The 16,467-nt window shown below is 40.3% G+C and carries 12 protein-coding genes; 2 read left to right on the forward strand and 10 right to left on the reverse strand.

Features of this window, described 5'->3' with window-relative positions:
* Positions 1–29: 29 nt before the first annotated feature.
* From IEX29_RS00965 to IEX29_RS00980, 4 genes are all read right to left on the reverse strand, one after another.
* Entirely contained in the window at positions 30–1,448 is a 1,419-nt protein-coding gene (locus IEX29_RS00965) for a SpoVR family protein (protein ID WP_188733030.1), read from the reverse strand.
* A 483-nt stretch (positions 1,449–1,931) separates the two neighbouring features.
* Positions 1,932–3,104, reverse strand: coding sequence for a sporulation protein YhbH (gene yhbH / locus IEX29_RS00970; RefSeq protein WP_188732666.1), 1,173 nt, complete (start codon positions 3,102–3,104; stop codon positions 1,932–1,934).
* Between the two features lie 236 nt (positions 3,105–3,340).
* Positions 3,341–5,236 carry a PrkA family serine protein kinase gene (locus tag IEX29_RS00975; RefSeq protein ID WP_188732667.1) on the reverse strand — a complete coding sequence of 632 codons (1,896 nt, stop codon included), beginning with the start codon at positions 5,234–5,236 and terminating at the stop codon, positions 3,341–3,343.
* Between the two features lie 132 nt (positions 5,237–5,368).
* Complete coding sequence (locus tag IEX29_RS00980) at positions 5,369–5,809, reverse strand: hypothetical protein (RefSeq protein WP_188732668.1); 441 nt, start codon at positions 5,807–5,809, stop codon at positions 5,369–5,371.
* A gap of 171 nt (positions 5,810–5,980) precedes the next feature.
* On the opposite strand from IEX29_RS00980, the gene IEX29_RS00985 reads away from it, so the two are divergent.
* Both IEX29_RS00985 and IEX29_RS00990 read left to right on the forward strand, forming a co-directional pair.
* Positions 5,981–6,778: a Cof-type HAD-IIB family hydrolase gene (locus IEX29_RS00985; RefSeq protein WP_188732669.1), complete on the forward strand. Its 798-nt coding sequence runs from the start codon at positions 5,981–5,983 to the stop codon at positions 6,776–6,778.
* Between the two features lie 326 nt (positions 6,779–7,104).
* Positions 7,105–9,156 carry a catalase gene (locus IEX29_RS00990; protein WP_188732670.1) on the forward strand — a complete coding sequence of 684 codons (2,052 nt, stop codon included), beginning with the start codon at positions 7,105–7,107 and terminating at the stop codon, positions 9,154–9,156.
* A 420-nt stretch (positions 9,157–9,576) separates the two neighbouring features.
* Here IEX29_RS00990 and IEX29_RS00995 read toward each other — a convergent pair whose 3' ends face one another.
* The 6 genes from IEX29_RS00995 to IEX29_RS01020 all read right to left on the reverse strand — a co-directional run bounded on the left by IEX29_RS00995 (position 9,577) and on the right by IEX29_RS01020 (position 16,201).
* Positions 9,577–10,401, reverse strand: coding sequence for an aldo/keto reductase (locus tag IEX29_RS00995; RefSeq protein WP_188732671.1), 825 nt, complete (start codon positions 10,399–10,401; stop codon positions 9,577–9,579).
* 117 nt (positions 10,402–10,518) lie between these two features.
* Complete coding sequence (locus IEX29_RS01000; protein WP_188732672.1) at positions 10,519–11,457, reverse strand: MBL fold metallo-hydrolase; 939 nt, start codon at positions 11,455–11,457, stop codon at positions 10,519–10,521.
* Positions 11,458–11,496: 39 nt separating this feature from the next.
* The gene (locus IEX29_RS01005; RefSeq protein ID WP_229720035.1) at positions 11,497–12,276 is read right to left on the reverse strand and encodes an enoyl-CoA hydratase/isomerase family protein; all 780 of its coding nucleotides are present in this window, start codon (positions 12,274–12,276) and stop codon (positions 11,497–11,499) included.
* Positions 12,277–12,314: 38 nt separating this feature from the next.
* Complete coding sequence (locus tag IEX29_RS01010) at positions 12,315–13,271, reverse strand: NAD(P)H-dependent flavin oxidoreductase (protein ID WP_188732673.1); 957 nt, start codon at positions 13,269–13,271, stop codon at positions 12,315–12,317.
* 138 nt (positions 13,272–13,409) lie between these two features.
* Positions 13,410–15,029, reverse strand: a complete 1,620-nt coding sequence (locus IEX29_RS01015) for a long-chain fatty acid--CoA ligase (RefSeq protein ID WP_188732674.1) — start codon at positions 15,027–15,029, stop codon at positions 13,410–13,412.
* A 14-nt stretch (positions 15,030–15,043) separates the two neighbouring features.
* The gene (locus tag IEX29_RS01020; RefSeq protein ID WP_188732676.1) at positions 15,044–16,201 is read right to left on the reverse strand and encodes a thiolase family protein; all 1,158 of its coding nucleotides are present in this window, start codon (positions 16,199–16,201) and stop codon (positions 15,044–15,046) included.
* Positions 16,202–16,467: the final 266 nt, after the last annotated feature.

Genomic DNA, 16,467 nt, shown 5'->3' on the forward strand with positions numbered 1-16,467 from the left:
TGCTTATGGTCAGCTGATTAAGTAATTATTCAAATTCGCTGCTTATACATTTCTTTTCCATCATAAGTGTACAGTGTCTCTTTTCCTTCAACAACTGTTTCTAAATGGACAGACCTTCCCCATAACTGATGAATATACGGTAAAACATGCTCCAAATATTTAATATCCAGTTCAATATCCTCAAATCCGTGGCGTAAATAAAGTTCTCCATTCCGGAGATAGTCGCCATTTTCTACTGTGATGTATGGAAAGCCTCCATTTACCCGCTGGGAGACAAGCTGATCGCGAATTTGCATATAATCCTTTTCTGTAATCCGATAATCTCTTCCTTTCTTCTCAAAAAGGTACATATCCTCTTTAGCAACTAATTCCTTCGTCAAATAGTTACGGATAAAAGAAATATCTGATTCCATTTCCCTTACTTCAAAGATTTTATCTCTTCCTTTATTTGGTTCACAGCCGTTTCTTATCATTTCTTCCGTTGGATTGTTATAGCGTTCTTCAATATCTTCAAAGATTTTTATCCCTAAGTAATAAGGATTGATCGATGTCCGGGACGGCTGGACCACACCAGCATTCAATTTAGCATATTCAAGCGTCTCTGCAGTTGTTAAATCTAATTCGCGCATAATCCGCTGATGCCAATAGGAGGCCCAGCCCTCATTCATTACTTTCGTTTCCAGTTGCGGCCAAAAGTAAAGCATCTCCTCACGCATCATTGTTAATACATCACGCTGCCAATCCTCCAGCTCTCTGCTGTATTCTTCGATAAATAATAATAAATCCTTTTCAGGAGAGGGAGGAATTTTCTTTTGTTTTTTTATTTTTCTCTTCTGTGACTGTTTCTCGCTTGAGTCTAAGCTCCACAGATCATCGTACTCTCCTCTTTTTTTATAGCTATCATCATCTGCAATGTCGTCTTCTGTTTTGGGCGGCAGTTTAAATCGGACAATCGATGGATCAATATGCTCCTGAATCGATAAAATGGCATCCAAAAAGCTCTCTACCTCTTCCTTCCCATGCACCATTTCATAATGAGCAATGCGCTCAGCTGTTGCAGTCATACTTTCCACCATATCTTTGCGGGTATTGGAGAAGCGGATATTATTTTTAAAGAAATCACAATGAGCCAGTACATGGGCTATAATCAATTTATTTTGAATCAGACTATTTGTATTTAATAAAAAGGCATAACAAGGATCGGAATTAATCACCAGCTCATAAATTTGACTTAAACCTAAATCATATTGCAGCTTCATCTTATGAAATTGCTTTCCGAAGCTCCAATGAGTAAAACGCGTCGGCATGCCATAAGCTCCAAATGTATAAATAATATCTGCTGGACAAATCTCATAGCGCATCGGATAAAAATCCAGCCCAAACCCTTTGGCTACCTCGGTAATCTCTTCAATAGCTTTCGTTAACTCCTTTGTTTCGCTCAAGTAAATTCCCCCTTCAATCAGCTACTACTAGTCTATGTTATGGGAAAGAAATCTTGCCCTTCCTATATTTCTTTCATATTAGAAAACTTGGTTGTCACCAAGATTTTAGGTAACAGCCTTAGTTACACTTATGCAGTAAGAAAGTTTATGCTTTCTTTTAGTTAACTCATCTATTTATTTTTTGAACAGGGTATTGTGTATAGCTTCCGCTCCGGCCAACCACTCCGCTTTCCAACGTCCTGGGACTGCGATTACTCGCCCCATCGAAAAGAGTTGTACGTCGAAAGCAAAACGGTCCGTCGCAGCGGTAGCCTTACATCTTACCTTCTTTCTCGATAGAGTTTATGCTTTGTCAAGAGTTAGATGGAAGAAATGATCAACCCCTATTCCTGTAGATAGAAATTCTTTTTAACCAGGCTCCTCCAATACGATCCAGCTGCAATAAAACAGCTCAAAGAAATAACAGTGCTAATCTTTGAGCTGAATTTTTTATACATGCTCTGCGGTCTTTTTAAAAAAGCTCTTCATGGCATGATATACATCTGCCTTTTCTTTTAATACATAATGCTTAAATTTAGGGTCTTCGATAGTTTTATAGGCATTCATTAAAGTTGAATAACGATTATAGCCGTTTACTTCTCCATAACCAAACATATTTGATTTCTCCATCAGCTGATGGACTAATTCAATGCATGTCTTGTTATCTGAGCTGATATTCTCTCCGTCTGAAAAATGAAATGGATAAATATTATAGCGGGACGGGTTATATTTTTCCTCAATTACTTCCAAAGCTTTATAGTAAGCAGATGAACAAATAGTTCCCCCGCTTTCCCCTTTTGAAAAAAACGCTTCTTCCGTAACTACTTTAGCCTCGGTATGATGGGCAATAAATTCAAATTCCACACTTTCATATTTGGTTTTTAAAAACCGGTTCATCCAAAAGAAGAAACTGCGGGCAATATACTTTTCAAAAGCTCCCATTGAAGCACTCGTATCCATCATTGCCAGGACAACAGCTTTAGAATCGTGACGGATAACTTCATTCCAGGTTTTAAAGCGCAGATCATCATTATAAATCGGTGTAATTTGTGCTTTTCCATCCCGGGCATTCCGTTTTAATGCTGTCAGTATCGTCCGTTTCTTATCGACATTTCCCATTAATCCTTTTTTTCGAACATCATTAAATTCGACCTTTTCCGTAATAATCTCTGATTTTTCTTTTTCCTGCAGATTAGGAAGCTCTAACTCTTGGAATAATGCTTCTTCTATCTCCGCAATCGATACTTCTGATTCATAATAATCCTGACCCGGCTTATCTCCAGCCTTCTTTCCATTTCCAGCTCCGGCCTGCTGACCATCACCGTTGCCTGGTGCACGGGCAACAACATCTCCAACTTCTGAATCTCCGTTTCCCTGACCGACATGCTTTGATTTTTCATAGTTATACCGGATTTTATATTCATCAAGTGAACGAATCGGTATTTTCACCATGTCCTTTCCATTGGACATAATGATATTTTCTTCACTGACCAGGTCAGGCAGGTTCTTCTTAATTGCATCTTTAATTTTCTCGTTATGGCGCTGTTGATCCTGATAGCCTTTTCGGTGGAGAGACCAGTTTTCTTGGGAGACGACGAAATTATGCTCTTGCTCATTGGACACTTGAATCCTCTCCTTATATTTTAATTGTTTCCAATCATCAGTTTATGGTACAAACAGTTTTAGAAACATGCTTTATCTATTGTATGCAAGAGAGGATAAGTTATTGCAGACGGATTAAAAGAATTTGAGGTTTTTAGAGAACCTATTTTCTTAGTCTGATAAGTTAAAAAGTGGCATCCATCTTCATCTGGATACCACTTTTTATTTTTTCTAGAGTACAGAACACAGTTGCTGCTTTATCGGTTCAATAGACTTCCCACGTAACGCAGCAGCTCATTCGCAGATACCGAATTATATCCATGCTCATCAATAAGACGGGCAATTACCTCGTTGATTTTCTTCAGCTGTGATTCATTTGGTGTTTTCGATGATGTAGTAATTTTCACAACATCTTTTAAATCAGCAAATAATTTCTTTTGAATTGCTTCACGCAGGCGTTCATGTGATTGATAATCAAATCGCTTGCCTTTGCGTGCATAGGCAGATAAACGGATTAGAATTTCTTCACGGAAACCTTTTTTCGCATTCTCAGATATACCAATTTGTTCCTCAATCGAACGCATTAATTTTTCATCCGGATTCATTTCCTCTCCGGTAAGTGGATCACGTAGTTTATTCTGATTACAATAGGCCTCTACATTATCAAGGTAGTTATCCATTAAAGTCTTCGCAGATTCCTCATACGAGTAAACAAAGGCTTTTTGCACTTCTTTTTTCGCAATTTCATCATATTCTTTCCGGGCAATGGAAATATAATTTAAATATTTCTCTAAGTCATCCTTTGAAATAGACGGATGCTGATTTAATCCTTCTTTTAACGAACGTAATACATCCAAAGCATTAATCGATGGGACTTCTTTACGGATAATCGTCGAGGAAATACGGTTGATGACATACCTTGGATCAATTCCTGCCATCCCCTCATCCGAATACTCATTTAATAGATCCTCTACATCAATTTGATTATATCCTTCTACACTTTCTCCATCATAGAGACGCATCTTTTTCACAACATCGACAGTCTGTTTTTTCGATTCCTTTAATCGGGTCAAAATGGAGAATATCGCTGCTGCCCGCAAGGCATGTGGAGCCACATGTACATCTGCAATATCACTTTCCTGAATCATTTTTTGATAGATCCGTTCCTCTTCACTGACCTTCAAATTATATGGGATTGGCATGACAATCATTCTGGAATGAAGCGCTTCATTCTTTTTATTGGAAATAAATGATTTATATTCCGATTCGTTTGTATGAGCGATAATTAGCTCATCAGCGGAAATTAACGCAAATCTTCCTGCTTTAAAATTCCCTTCCTGTGTAAGAGAAAGTAAGTGCCATAAGAATTTTTCATCACTTTTTAAAATTTCCTGAAACTCCATCATCCCGCGGTTCGCTTTATTTAATTCTCCGTCAAACCGGTAAGCCCGCGGATCAGATTCTGAGCCAAATTCCGCAATCGTTGAAAAATCAATACTTCCAGTTAAATCAGCAATATCCTGAGATTTCGGATCTGATGGACTGAAGGTTCCAATACCCACCCTTTTATCCTCGGAGAAAAAGATCCGCTGCACCTTGACATCTTCAATCCTTCCGCCATACTCCTTTTCTAAACGCATCGTATTCAGCGGTGATAAACTGCCCTCAATCCGGATGCCATACTCTTCATAGAAATCCTCCCGCAGATGCTGTGGAATAAGGTGCAGGGGATCTTCGTGCATTGGACAGTTTTTGATTGCATAAACTGCTCCTTCGTCTGTACGCGAATATTGCTCCAGGCCACGTTTCAGTAAGCTGACAATCGTGGATTTCCCTCCGCTGACCGGCCCCATTAATAATAAAATTCGTTTTCTGACGTCTAATCTTCTTGCTGCCGGATGAAAATATTCTTCTACTAAGCTCTCAATTGCTGATTCTAATCCAAAAATAGCTGAACCAAAGAACTGATACATTTTTTGATTATCCTTCTCTTTGACTCCCGCATTCTTTATCATATTATAGACACGGGAATGAGCAGTCTGTGCAATTGTGGGGTTTTCTTTTACCAAATCTAAGTATTCCGCAAACGTTCCTTCCCATCCCAGTTGCTTTTCTGTTTCTCTATCATTTTTTACTTTGTTTAAAATATCCATCGCAGGCTCCCTCCATCTTGCAACGATTTCTATATCCTATGCAGTGGAAGTTTAAAACATGCTCTATGGAAATATTTTAGAAAAACAATCTATCTTGTTTTCACACGAAAAAACATGACGGATATCAGGCTTTTAATCAAGCACTTTCTCATTATATGTATCGAAGTCGTACCTCTCTCCCTGAATAATCGTATACTGGGATTTTCCCCGTTCCACAACCCAGACCATCACTTCCGTCTCATCTGTTTGCGCTGTAATAACATATAAATCCTGATCATCCGATAAGCCGATCGATTCTATGTAGTTATCCTGCAGCTCCCGGTCACGGATAAGTGTAATATTCATCATGTTTACCCCATACATTGTCCGGACATCCTCTGCTGATTCATTCGTTAATTCCTCTATCGGATGGGCCTCTAAATATTCCTCTGAAAAGTAAGAAGCTACATTTTCTTCCTCCTCCATAAGCGCAGCTTGATACATATCATTTACTACCTTGGCACTGTTTGGACTTAAGCAGCCGGCCAGAAAAATAGGAATACAAATTACAATTAGCAGTACTAGGCGTTTCATATAATTAACTCCTCATTTCTTTATCTATTCTGATTGTAAGCGATTTGAATATGTTTGTGAAGAATTATCGCAGGGGGGGGTGAATTTATACCTATAAAGGTCTTCAGTTGAATCTCGACAGAAGTTCCATCATAATAGGAGGCGAATGATGAAGGTGAAATGAGGGATTAGATGGTATCAGATAAAAGCATTATTTTTTTCGATATTGATGGAACACTATTGACGGAAGAGGAAAGAACGCTGCCGGAATCAACAAAAAAGGCGATTTTCAAGTTAAAGGAGCTTGGTCATGAAGTTGCCATTGCAACAGGCCGGGCTAAATTTTTATTTGAGGATTTACGAAATGAATTAGATATTGACACTTACATATGCTACAACGGGCAATATGTTGTGTTTGGCGGAGAAGTTATCTATGCAAATACTATAAATCCAAAAGCTTTGGATGAGTTAACAGCATTTGCTTTAAATAAAAATCATCCTGTTGTTTATATGAATGATAAAAAAATGACAACAAATGTACCTAATGACCATCCGTATATCGTGGAAAGCATTTCAACATTAAAGGTAGCTGCTTATCCGTCCCAGGAGCAGGATTTTGTAAAGCATAATAAAATTTATCAGGGGCTCCTCTTCAATACGGAAGGAGAAGAGAAGCTTTATCAGGATACATTTCCTGATTTTGATTTTATCCGCTGGCACCCGAAATCTGTAGACGTTCTTCCAAAAGGCGTTTCTAAAGCCTTAGGTATTAAAAAATTACTTGAATACCTTGATTTCCCTGCGGAAAGACAATACGCATTCGGAGACGCTTTAAATGATTTGGACATGCTTAAAATGATTCCTAATGGAGTCGCTATGGGAAATGGTTTGCCTGAGGTGAAGGAAGCAGCTGCTTATGTCACGAAGGATGTAAGCGATGATGGCATTTTATATGGCTTGCAGATGGTTGGTTTACTGCCAAAAGACTGAGCATGTATAATCTCTTCATCTGAAAGATTTATATCTTTCTAAAATATAAATTAAAGAGCCATCCAAAATGGAAAGGCTCTTTATTTTTTCGGTTGTCATGCAGTTTAACGAAAAGCATAAATTATTCATTTAATCATTTAGCTTCCCTGTTCGATATCTGTTTACTCCTAATATTATTATATGAACACAAAAAAGCTATCTAATCATTTTAAATATAATGCAAATCTAAATTGATGTTTATCCTCTCTGCTCCCAGTCATATATCCATTTTCAAGCGAATATAATCCTATTACTGTGAAGAAATTCGTTTAAAGGGAGGACATTAAATGACAGACAGTAATAACCGGGAACCGGAGGAAAATAAAAAAATCAGACAGCTGGAAAAATTTTATAGAGAAAATGAAGGAAAACCGATGACCACGGATGAATCGGTTAAAATTTCAGATGATGAGAATACATTAAGTGCCGGAGATCGCGGACCACAGCTTTTGGAGGATTTTATTTACCGTGAAAAGCTCTCACATTTTGATAGAGAACGTATTCCAGAGAGAAATGTCCATGCGCGCGGCTACGGAGCGCATGGAATATTTGAATGCTATGAATCACAAGCAGATTTAACAGATGCTCATTTCTTACAGGAAGCCGGCAGAAAAACACCTACATTTGTCCGCTTTTCACAGGTTGCCGGTTCCAGGGGAGCCAACGAGACATTACGTGATGTGCGTGGCTTCGCAACTAAGTTTTATACAGAGGAAGGGAATTTTGATTTAGTCGGCAATAACATTCCTATCTTTTTTATTCAGGACGGCATTAAATTCCCAGATTTAATTCACGCATTAAAACCGGAACCAAATAATGAAATTCCCCAAGGGCAGACAGCGCACGATACTTTCTGGGATTTCATCGGCAGTAATGAAGAATCGGCGGCGATGATGATGTGGATTATGTCCGACCGTACCATCCCGCGCAGCTTCCGGATGATTCAGGGCTTTGGTGTGCATACATTCCGCCTCGTCAATAAAGAAGGTGTATCGCATTTTTGTAAATTTCATTGGCGGCCAACTTTGGGAATGCACTCACTTATTTGGGATGAATCCCAAAAAATCGGCGGTGCAGACCCGGATTTCCATCGGCGGGATTTATGGGAGAATATTGAAAAAGGAAATTTCCCGGAATACGAGCTGGGCATTCAAGTTATCCGCGAGGACCAGGAGTTTGATTTTGATTTTGATATTTTAGATGCTACCAAACTGTGGCCTGAGGAGCTTATTCCGCTTAAAAAAATTGGGAAAATGACCTTAAATAAAAATGTCGAGAATGTTTTCGCAGAGACAGAACAGGTTGCGCTTCATCCGGGAAATATTGTCCGTGGGATTGATTTTACCAATGATCCGCTTCTGCAGGGCAGATTGTTCTCCTATGCAGATACACAATTTTATCGTGTTGGCTCAAATTTCAAGCAAATCCCAATTAATTGTCCGATTCACACAGCACATAATAATCATCGTGATGGGGCCGCGCGTTATGTTATCGATAAAGGGCAGGTTGCTTATCATCAAAATTATCTGGCTGACAACACCCCTTATACTGTTCCGGGTGATAAAGGTGGATTTGTCACCTACCCATCTCTTGTTGAAGGGAAAAAGGTGCGTAAAACAGCTCCCAGCTTTGAAGATCACTTTTCACAAGCAAAGCTTTTCTGGAACAGCATGAGTGATGTTGAAAAGAGCCATATTCTCCAGGCATTCAGCTTTGAGCTTGGAAAAGTGAAGACCCCGGAAGTCCGTGAACGTGTGATACGTAATATTGCTCATATCAGCAGACCGCTGGCTGTTTCGGTTGCTGAACAAGTTGGCGTACCGGCCCCGCCGGAGGATATCCAGGAATCCGATGTCACTGCCTCCTCACCGGCTCTAAGTATGAAAAACACGATTTTTTCTCCGGATACCTTAAAGGTCGGTGTTATTATTGATGAGCAATATGATAGCAATGCCCTGGAAGCTGCCAGGGCGTCATGGAAAAAAGCCGGGCTGGAGCCTGTATTTGTGAGCAGTAAACTTGGGACACTAAAAGGAACAGGCGGAGATACGATTTCCGTTGATGATACATTTTTAACAGGATCCCCTCTGCTGTACGACGGTTTATTCGTTGTCGGCGGTCCTTATGCTACAAGAGATTTTCATTTTATGGCGAATCAATTTATTGTGGATCAGTTTAATCATTATAAACCGATTGGAGGTATTGATGAAGGGGCTGAATGGATAAAAGAAATTCACCTTCAAGATCGTCCCGGTGTTTTAACAAGTAAATCTCCAAATGAAGGCTTCTATAAAGCTTTTGTTAACGCAATGGCCAAACAGCGTTTTTGGGATCGGTAGGTAATGAAAAAATGCTCAGCACCGGGAAGTTTCCTGTGCTGAGCATTTTTATTTACTCAACTTTCGCATCTGAGAATAAACATCTATACCTTACTGTTCCAGGATGTACATGGTCTCTATTAACATGCTTGCTTTTAGTTAACTCATCTTTTTATTTTTTGAACAGGTTATTGTGTATAGCTTCCGCTCCGGCCAACCACTACGCTTTCCATGGGGACGGCTTCAGCTAACTTTTGCCAAGTGATCTTCTTGGCAAAAGTTAGCTGAAGAGCGTGCCCCTAGGAAAGCAAAACGGTCCGCCGTAGCGGTCGCTTTACACTCTCCCTTCTATCTTTGTCAACAGATATATGAAAGAAATGATCAACCCCTGTTCCTATGGATAGGAAGTTACTTTTTAAGGCGCGAAAGTTGGGTTATTTATTAATAGTCGTCTGGATTAGATCCGGAACGGCTATTTTCATTTAGAGCATCAATCTGCTTCATTTCTTCATCTGTTAATGCAAAATCAAATATAGCTGCATTCTGGATAATCCGTTCAGGCGTAATTGATTTCGGGATGGTAATCACATTATGCTGAACATCCCAGCGCAGAATAACCTGTGCTGCATTCTTCCCGTGCTTTTCTGCAATAGAGACAAGGGTTGGGTGATCTAACAGCTGACCACGCTTTAACGGAGACCATGCTTCCAGATGGATTCCCTGTTGTTCACAAAATGCACGTAATCCTTCCTGTGTTAAATGCGGATGGAATTCAACCTGATTAACTGCGGGGATAACCTCTGCTTGCGGCAACAGCCGTTCTAAATGCTGAATATGAAAATTACTGACTCCGATTGCACGTACACGTCCATCGTGATAGAGCTTCTCTAACGCTTTCCAGGTTTCTACAAATGTTTCTTTCACCGGCCAATGAATCAAATATAAATCAAGATAATCGGTATCTAATTTTTTAAGGCTTTGTTCAAATGCCTCCAAGGTAGATTCATAGCCTTGTTCATCATTCCATACTTTTGATGTCAGGAAAATATCTTTCCTTGGTACGCCAGACTCCTTTATTCCCTGTCCGACGCTGGCCTCATTCTGGTAAAACGAAGCTGTATCAATACTGCGATAGCCATGCTCCAATGCAATTTTCACCGCATCTACTGCAATTTGCCCTTCCTCAACCTTGTACACACCAAGTCCAAATTTAGGCATATCCACACCATTATTCAATGTAACTGTATCCTGCAAGTGTCCACTCATATTTTATAACCTTCCCTTCCCGGCTTTTCTTTCATCATATAATAACTGGTACCAGAAAGGAAAGGAAAAGGAATCTGTAAGAGGATGTTCAAAAAGTCCAATCAATGAATATACGATCTAATTATGATAGATATAGACACCGTCAACTAATTCCCGTTCACATTCACCCGCCAAACGTAAATATTCCAGGTGAGCTGCTGTTTCTCCAACTGCAAACCGCGTATCATGAACAGCCAGCTTTTTTGGAAAAAGCTTTTCCATTGTTTCATAGATAGTCAATCTGTTTTTCAACATTTCCTGCAGGCTGTCTAATCGCTCTTCATGATGCGCTTTAATTTCAGAAATCCGTTTCGAAGCATTTTGGAATGGACTGCCATGAGAGGGAATTACCCATTCTGCATTCAGCTTCTTTATCTTTTCCAGGGATTTCAGATAATTCTCTAAAGGATTGGGGGCACCATGAAACCAGTACGAGATATTTGGAGTAATTTTTGGCAGAATATGATCTGTTGATAAAAGTACACTGTTCTCCCGATTATAAAAGGTGACTAAACCATCCGAGTGACCTGGTGTATGTATAACTTCATAGGCAAATTTTCCAAATTGAATCGTTTCCCCTTCCTTTAATAAATTTTGCACCTTTGGATAGGGTTTCACCAGCGGCGCAAATGAGGCTGTATTTTCTGCCAGTGCTCTGCTTATATCCTCTGGAATACCTGACCGCTGGTAGTTTTCCTGCAGGTTTTCCAAAAAGGGCTTTTCCCAGGCCTGAAGAGCTATCTGTAAATCAATTTCCGGCATCCAGGCTTTCGCACCTGTTTTTTCCTGCAGCTTTCCCGTATAGCCGAAATGGTCCGGATGATAGTGTGAAATAATAATATCGGTTATTTGTTTTCCTGCTAATTCTTTATCCCATATTTTCTCTGTTTTTTTATTATTCAGGCCAGTATCCAGAACTTTATAACCGTTCTCTCCCTCTGCTAAAAAACAGTTCACATGATTCAGCCGAAAAGGTAATGCCAATCTGATCTGTTTGATTCCTAATTCATCTATCATGGAGATCACTTCCTTCTTAGAAATGCGCTTTTTTATCCATTATTCCCCTTTAAATGCCGGTTTCCTTTTTTCAAAAAATGCCCGAATGCCCTCTTTATTATCCTCTGATTGCAGTAATAGGGTCTGGATTGCTGTTTCCTGCAAATCATTTGTGCCGCTGCTCCATTCATCTGCATGGTTTACCATATGCTTCACAAATTTGTTGGCAAGCGGCGGCCCATTTACAATGAAACCGGCATACTCTTCAGCAGCTTCCAGCACATCTCCCTCTGTCAGCTGGTTTACAATGCCGCGATGGTACGCTTCTTCCGCGGGTACCTGCCTTCCAGAAGAAATCCATTCCTTTGCTACCGCACTTGGCAGATTATCTGTTAATTTCTTTACTAAGCCCAGATCTGGAATAATTCCAACATTGGTAAAGCTGCATACAAAGGCTGCATCCTTTTTTGCTACTACAAAATCTGCTGCAACAGCAATGCTGAACCCTGCTCCTGCTGCAAAACCATGCACTGCACTGATTACGTATTTATCAAGCTCCCGGATTACTTTGATAATTTCCATTGCCTGCTTCATATATTCCATTATTTTCACACTGTTATCCAGTGTGTGCAATACTTCTAAATCACCACCTGCTGAAAATATCTTTCCCTCCCCACTGATAATAACTGCCTTGACGACAGGATCACTCTCTGCATCCTTCAAGGCCTCTACAAAACCGTTCGCCATTTCAATCGAAAGCGCATTACGTTTTTCCGGACGGTTCATAGATATAAAAGCAATCGAATCTTTCTTTTCATATTTCACTGCTTCTGTCATCATCTATCACTCCCTCATCAATTGAGATCATATCATTTTTATCAAGTAAGCTGATGGATATTTTTCGCTTGATTATATGCCGTTTTTAATTCAGTAACAGCTTCCTGTACAGTCTGTGTTTTTCTGGTTCCGCCGACACCTTGACCGGCACCCCAGATATCCTTCCATGCTTTCGCAGATGAATTGGAAAGCTTTTTAAAATCAAGTCCGGCTTTTTCAGGTAAATTTTCTGGATCAAGTCCAGCTTTAACAATGCTCGGTATCAGGTAATTGGCAGGTATACCGCTGAAAGCAGGTGTATAAATAATATCCGCAGCAGCAGATTGAATAATGGATTCCTGATAAGCAGCACTTGCTCCGCTCTCTTTCGTTGCAATAAAATGCGTACCAACATAAGCAAAATCAGCTCCGAGCAGTTCTGCCGCCAATACCTGCTCCCCCTTTGTAATTGTTCCTGCCAAAGCAACCGGCCCATCAAAAAAGCTCCGTACCTCATCCATAAATGCAAATGGATTTAATACTCCTGCATGTCCTCCTGCTCCGGCAGCTACTAAAATTAATCCGTCACTGCCCTTTTCCAATGCTTTCTTGGCAAACTTTATATCCGTAACGTCGGATAAAACAAGTCCGCCATAGTTATGAACTGCCTCGACAACTGGAGAGGGATCTCCCAAGGATGTAATAACAATTGGAGGCTGATGCTTTTCGATTAACTGCAAATCCTCATGGAATCGTTTATTAGAGGAATGACTGATAAAATTTATTCCCCAGGGAGCAATTTTATCAGTTGAATCTGCTTCTTTACTTTCCTGTAATCTCTCATTAATTTCAGCCATCCAGCTATCCAAAACATCTTTTGTACGTGCATTCAGAGCCGGGAATGTTCCAACAATCCCGGCTTCACAAGCCCCGACAACCATATCAGGGTTAGAAATTAAAAACATCGGAGCCATAATAACCGGCAGCTCCATCCTTTTCTTTATATCCGTCAGTTGCATCTGAACATCTCCTTTTATATTAGAAAACGAACAATATATCTTCCCATTAGTAAAAAAACACTGCAGCGTCCATATCATTCTTATTTTTCATAGTGAAGAATGAATGAACGCTTCTTGCCTGTGTAAATATTTATTTCATCAGGATGGATCAGATAAGGAAAGCATTTCTTTCACCTGATCACGCAGTGCACGTTTTAAGAATTTCCCGACAGAGGTTTTAGGAATCTCTTCCATGAATAAAACCCGATCCGGGATCCAGAATTTCGCAAATTGTGGCTCTAAAAATTGTTTCACATCTTCTTCTGTCAATGTTTCCTTTTCCTTTAATACCACACATGCCACCGGACGCTCCTGCCACTTTGGATCAGGAACAGCAATAACAGATGCTTCATAAACAGCTTCATGCGCCATTAAAGCATTTTCTATATCTACAGAGGAAATCCATTCACCGCCGCTTTTAATCATATCCTTTGTACGGTCAACTATTTTAACGGAGCCTTCTTCATCAATATTGATCACATCCCCTGTGTGCAGCCAGCCATCACGGAAAGAGTCTTCACTGCGATCATTTTTATAATAGGAATCTGCAATCCAGGGTCCTTTAACAAGCAGCTCACCTATTGTTTCACCGTCATATGGAATTTCTCCATTTTCATTAATGCCTTTAATCTCAATTCCAGGTACGACCATGCCCTGGCGGGAGCGTAGTTCGAGACGTTCTTCTTCATCAAGCTCCTGCTGATAGCTTTTTAAACGGGCTAATGTCACAATTGGCGAAGTTTCTGTCATTCCATATGCGTGAACAAATGGAATCTTATATTTTGATTCAAATGCACGAATCATCCCTTTTGGTGCAGCTGAGCCACCGCAAAGTATACAGCGCAGGCTGCTTGTATCATAATTTCCATTTTCCAATGCCTGCAGAAAACCAAGCCAAATTGTCGGCACTCCGGCTGCCATTGTAACCTTATGCTCTTCCATTAATTCAGCTAAAATTTGCGGAGTCGGCATTGGACCCGGCAACACTTGTGTTGTTCCAAACCATAACGCAGCAAACGGCATCCCCCAGGCATTAACATGAAACATCGGCACTACAGGCATTGCAATATCTTCCTCTGACAGCCCTACTGTATCCTTTAATCCCAGGGCTAAACTATGTAAATAAATCCCCCGATGTGAATAAGCAACCCCCTTTGGTCTGCCAGTAGTTCCTGATGTATAACATAAACCGGCCATATCATTTTCATCAATATCTTCACAAAGCTCTGTACCAGAATCTGCATCTTCAAGTAGTGCTTCATAGGAGGCAACATTCGTTAAACTCGTTTCAGGCAATACATCCTTATCCGTCATAACAATAATTTTTTCTACATCAGCAATTTGATCTTTCACACGCTCAATTAACGGGAATAAGTCCTCGTCGACCAGCAATATTTTATCCTCTGCATGATTGATAATATAGGCAAGATCATCTGGTGAAACGCGGATATTAATCGTGTGCAGCACTGCTCCCATCGTGGGAATTGCAAAATAAGCCTCCAGATGGCGATGATGATTCCAGGCTATCGTTCCGACTTTATCTCCTTTTTCCACACCCAAGTCCTTTAAGACTCCTGCCAACCGGTGAATTCGTTCGGTTATTTTTCTGTACGGAATGGTTTGTACTCCGCCCAGTGTACGTGAAATAACTGTTTTATCAGGAAAATACTTCTCTGCATGTCTGACCATAGTTGTTAAATTCAACTGTGTTTGCATCATTTTAAAATTCCTCCCTAGTCCCTTGTTAATCGTTCAATAATCGTTCCATTAGCCATTCCCAATCCTTCACACATCGTCTGCAGACCAAAACGGGCATCGAGCCGTTCCATCGTATGCAGCATCGTCACCATCAGCCTTGCTCCGCTCGCTCCTAAAGGGTGCCCCAAGGCAATAGCACCCCCATCAATATTTACTTTTTCTTCATCTGCCCCTAATTCCTTCATCCACATCAGTGGAATCGATGCAAATGCCTCATTAACTTCAAAAACATCAATATCCTCCAGGGATAAATCAGCTTTTTTAAGGATTTGCCTGGTCGCTTCAATTGGCCCTGTTAACATCTCTGTTGGATCAGAGCCAATCACGTTGCGTGCCAAAATACGAAAATGTGGAACAAAACCAAGCTCTCTGGCTTTATCATCAGACATAATCAAAAGTGCTGCTGCCCCGTCACTCATTTGGCTGGCGTTTCCAGCCGTAATTCCACTGTTCTCTGTAAATAAATCAGGCAATGCCTCCAGCTTTTCCATGGAGGTATTCTTTCTTGGTCCTTCATCTTGATAAAATTGAGCTGTTGTTCCATCAGCTCTTTTAATGGAAATCGACATCATTTGCTGGCGAAAATAGCCTTTTTCTTGTGCTTCCACCGCACGATTATGACTTTTGAATGAGTATTCATTCATTTTATGACGTGAAATACCCCACTTTTCTGCAATGTTAGCCGCTGCTATTCCTTGATGGATCATATCATAATGATCTCGTAAAACATTATTCCATTTCACTCCCTGGTGATTGCTTCCCATCGGCACACGGGACATGCTCTCTACTCCGGCTGCAACAACGATATCCATATCACCGCTAATGATTGCTTGTGCAGCAAAATGAATGGCCTGCTGACTGGAGCCGCATTGACGGTCAATCGTCGTTCCGGGTACACTGGCAGGATACCCTGCAATAAGTGCTGCCTGCCTTGCAATATCAACCGCCTGTTCTCCTGTTTGTGTTACACAGCCCATAATAACATCATTAATTAATGCTGCATCCAGATTGGTCCTCCGTACTAATTCCTTCAAAGGTGCTGCAGCTAATTCCTCGGCTCTTATCTCACTAAAAAAACCATTCCGCTTCCCAATAGGTGTCCGTACCGCTTCAACAATGACAGCATCCCGCATCAATTGTCCTCCTTTTTTATTTTGAAAGGATATAAACCGTTGTTATTAAAAACAAGTCTGTTCCGAAAAGTCTCCATAATTTTATTTCATATATTTCTCATCTGCAGCATTTTAAATACTTTTATTTAAAGTAAACGCTTTCAAAGATAATTTTATGTTGTTAAAAAATGAATGTCAAGCACGAAATAATAGTTCAACCAGAAAACACCGGACTAAGCTTTATTCCATGAGAGTTTATGGACAACTCTCATGGATAGATCCAATGT

It is taken from the genome of Oceanobacillus neutriphilus, assembly GCF_014645515.1.
In the GTDB taxonomy this organism is placed as follows: domain Bacteria; phylum Bacillota; class Bacilli; order Bacillales; family Amphibacillaceae; genus Oceanobacillus; species Oceanobacillus neutriphilus.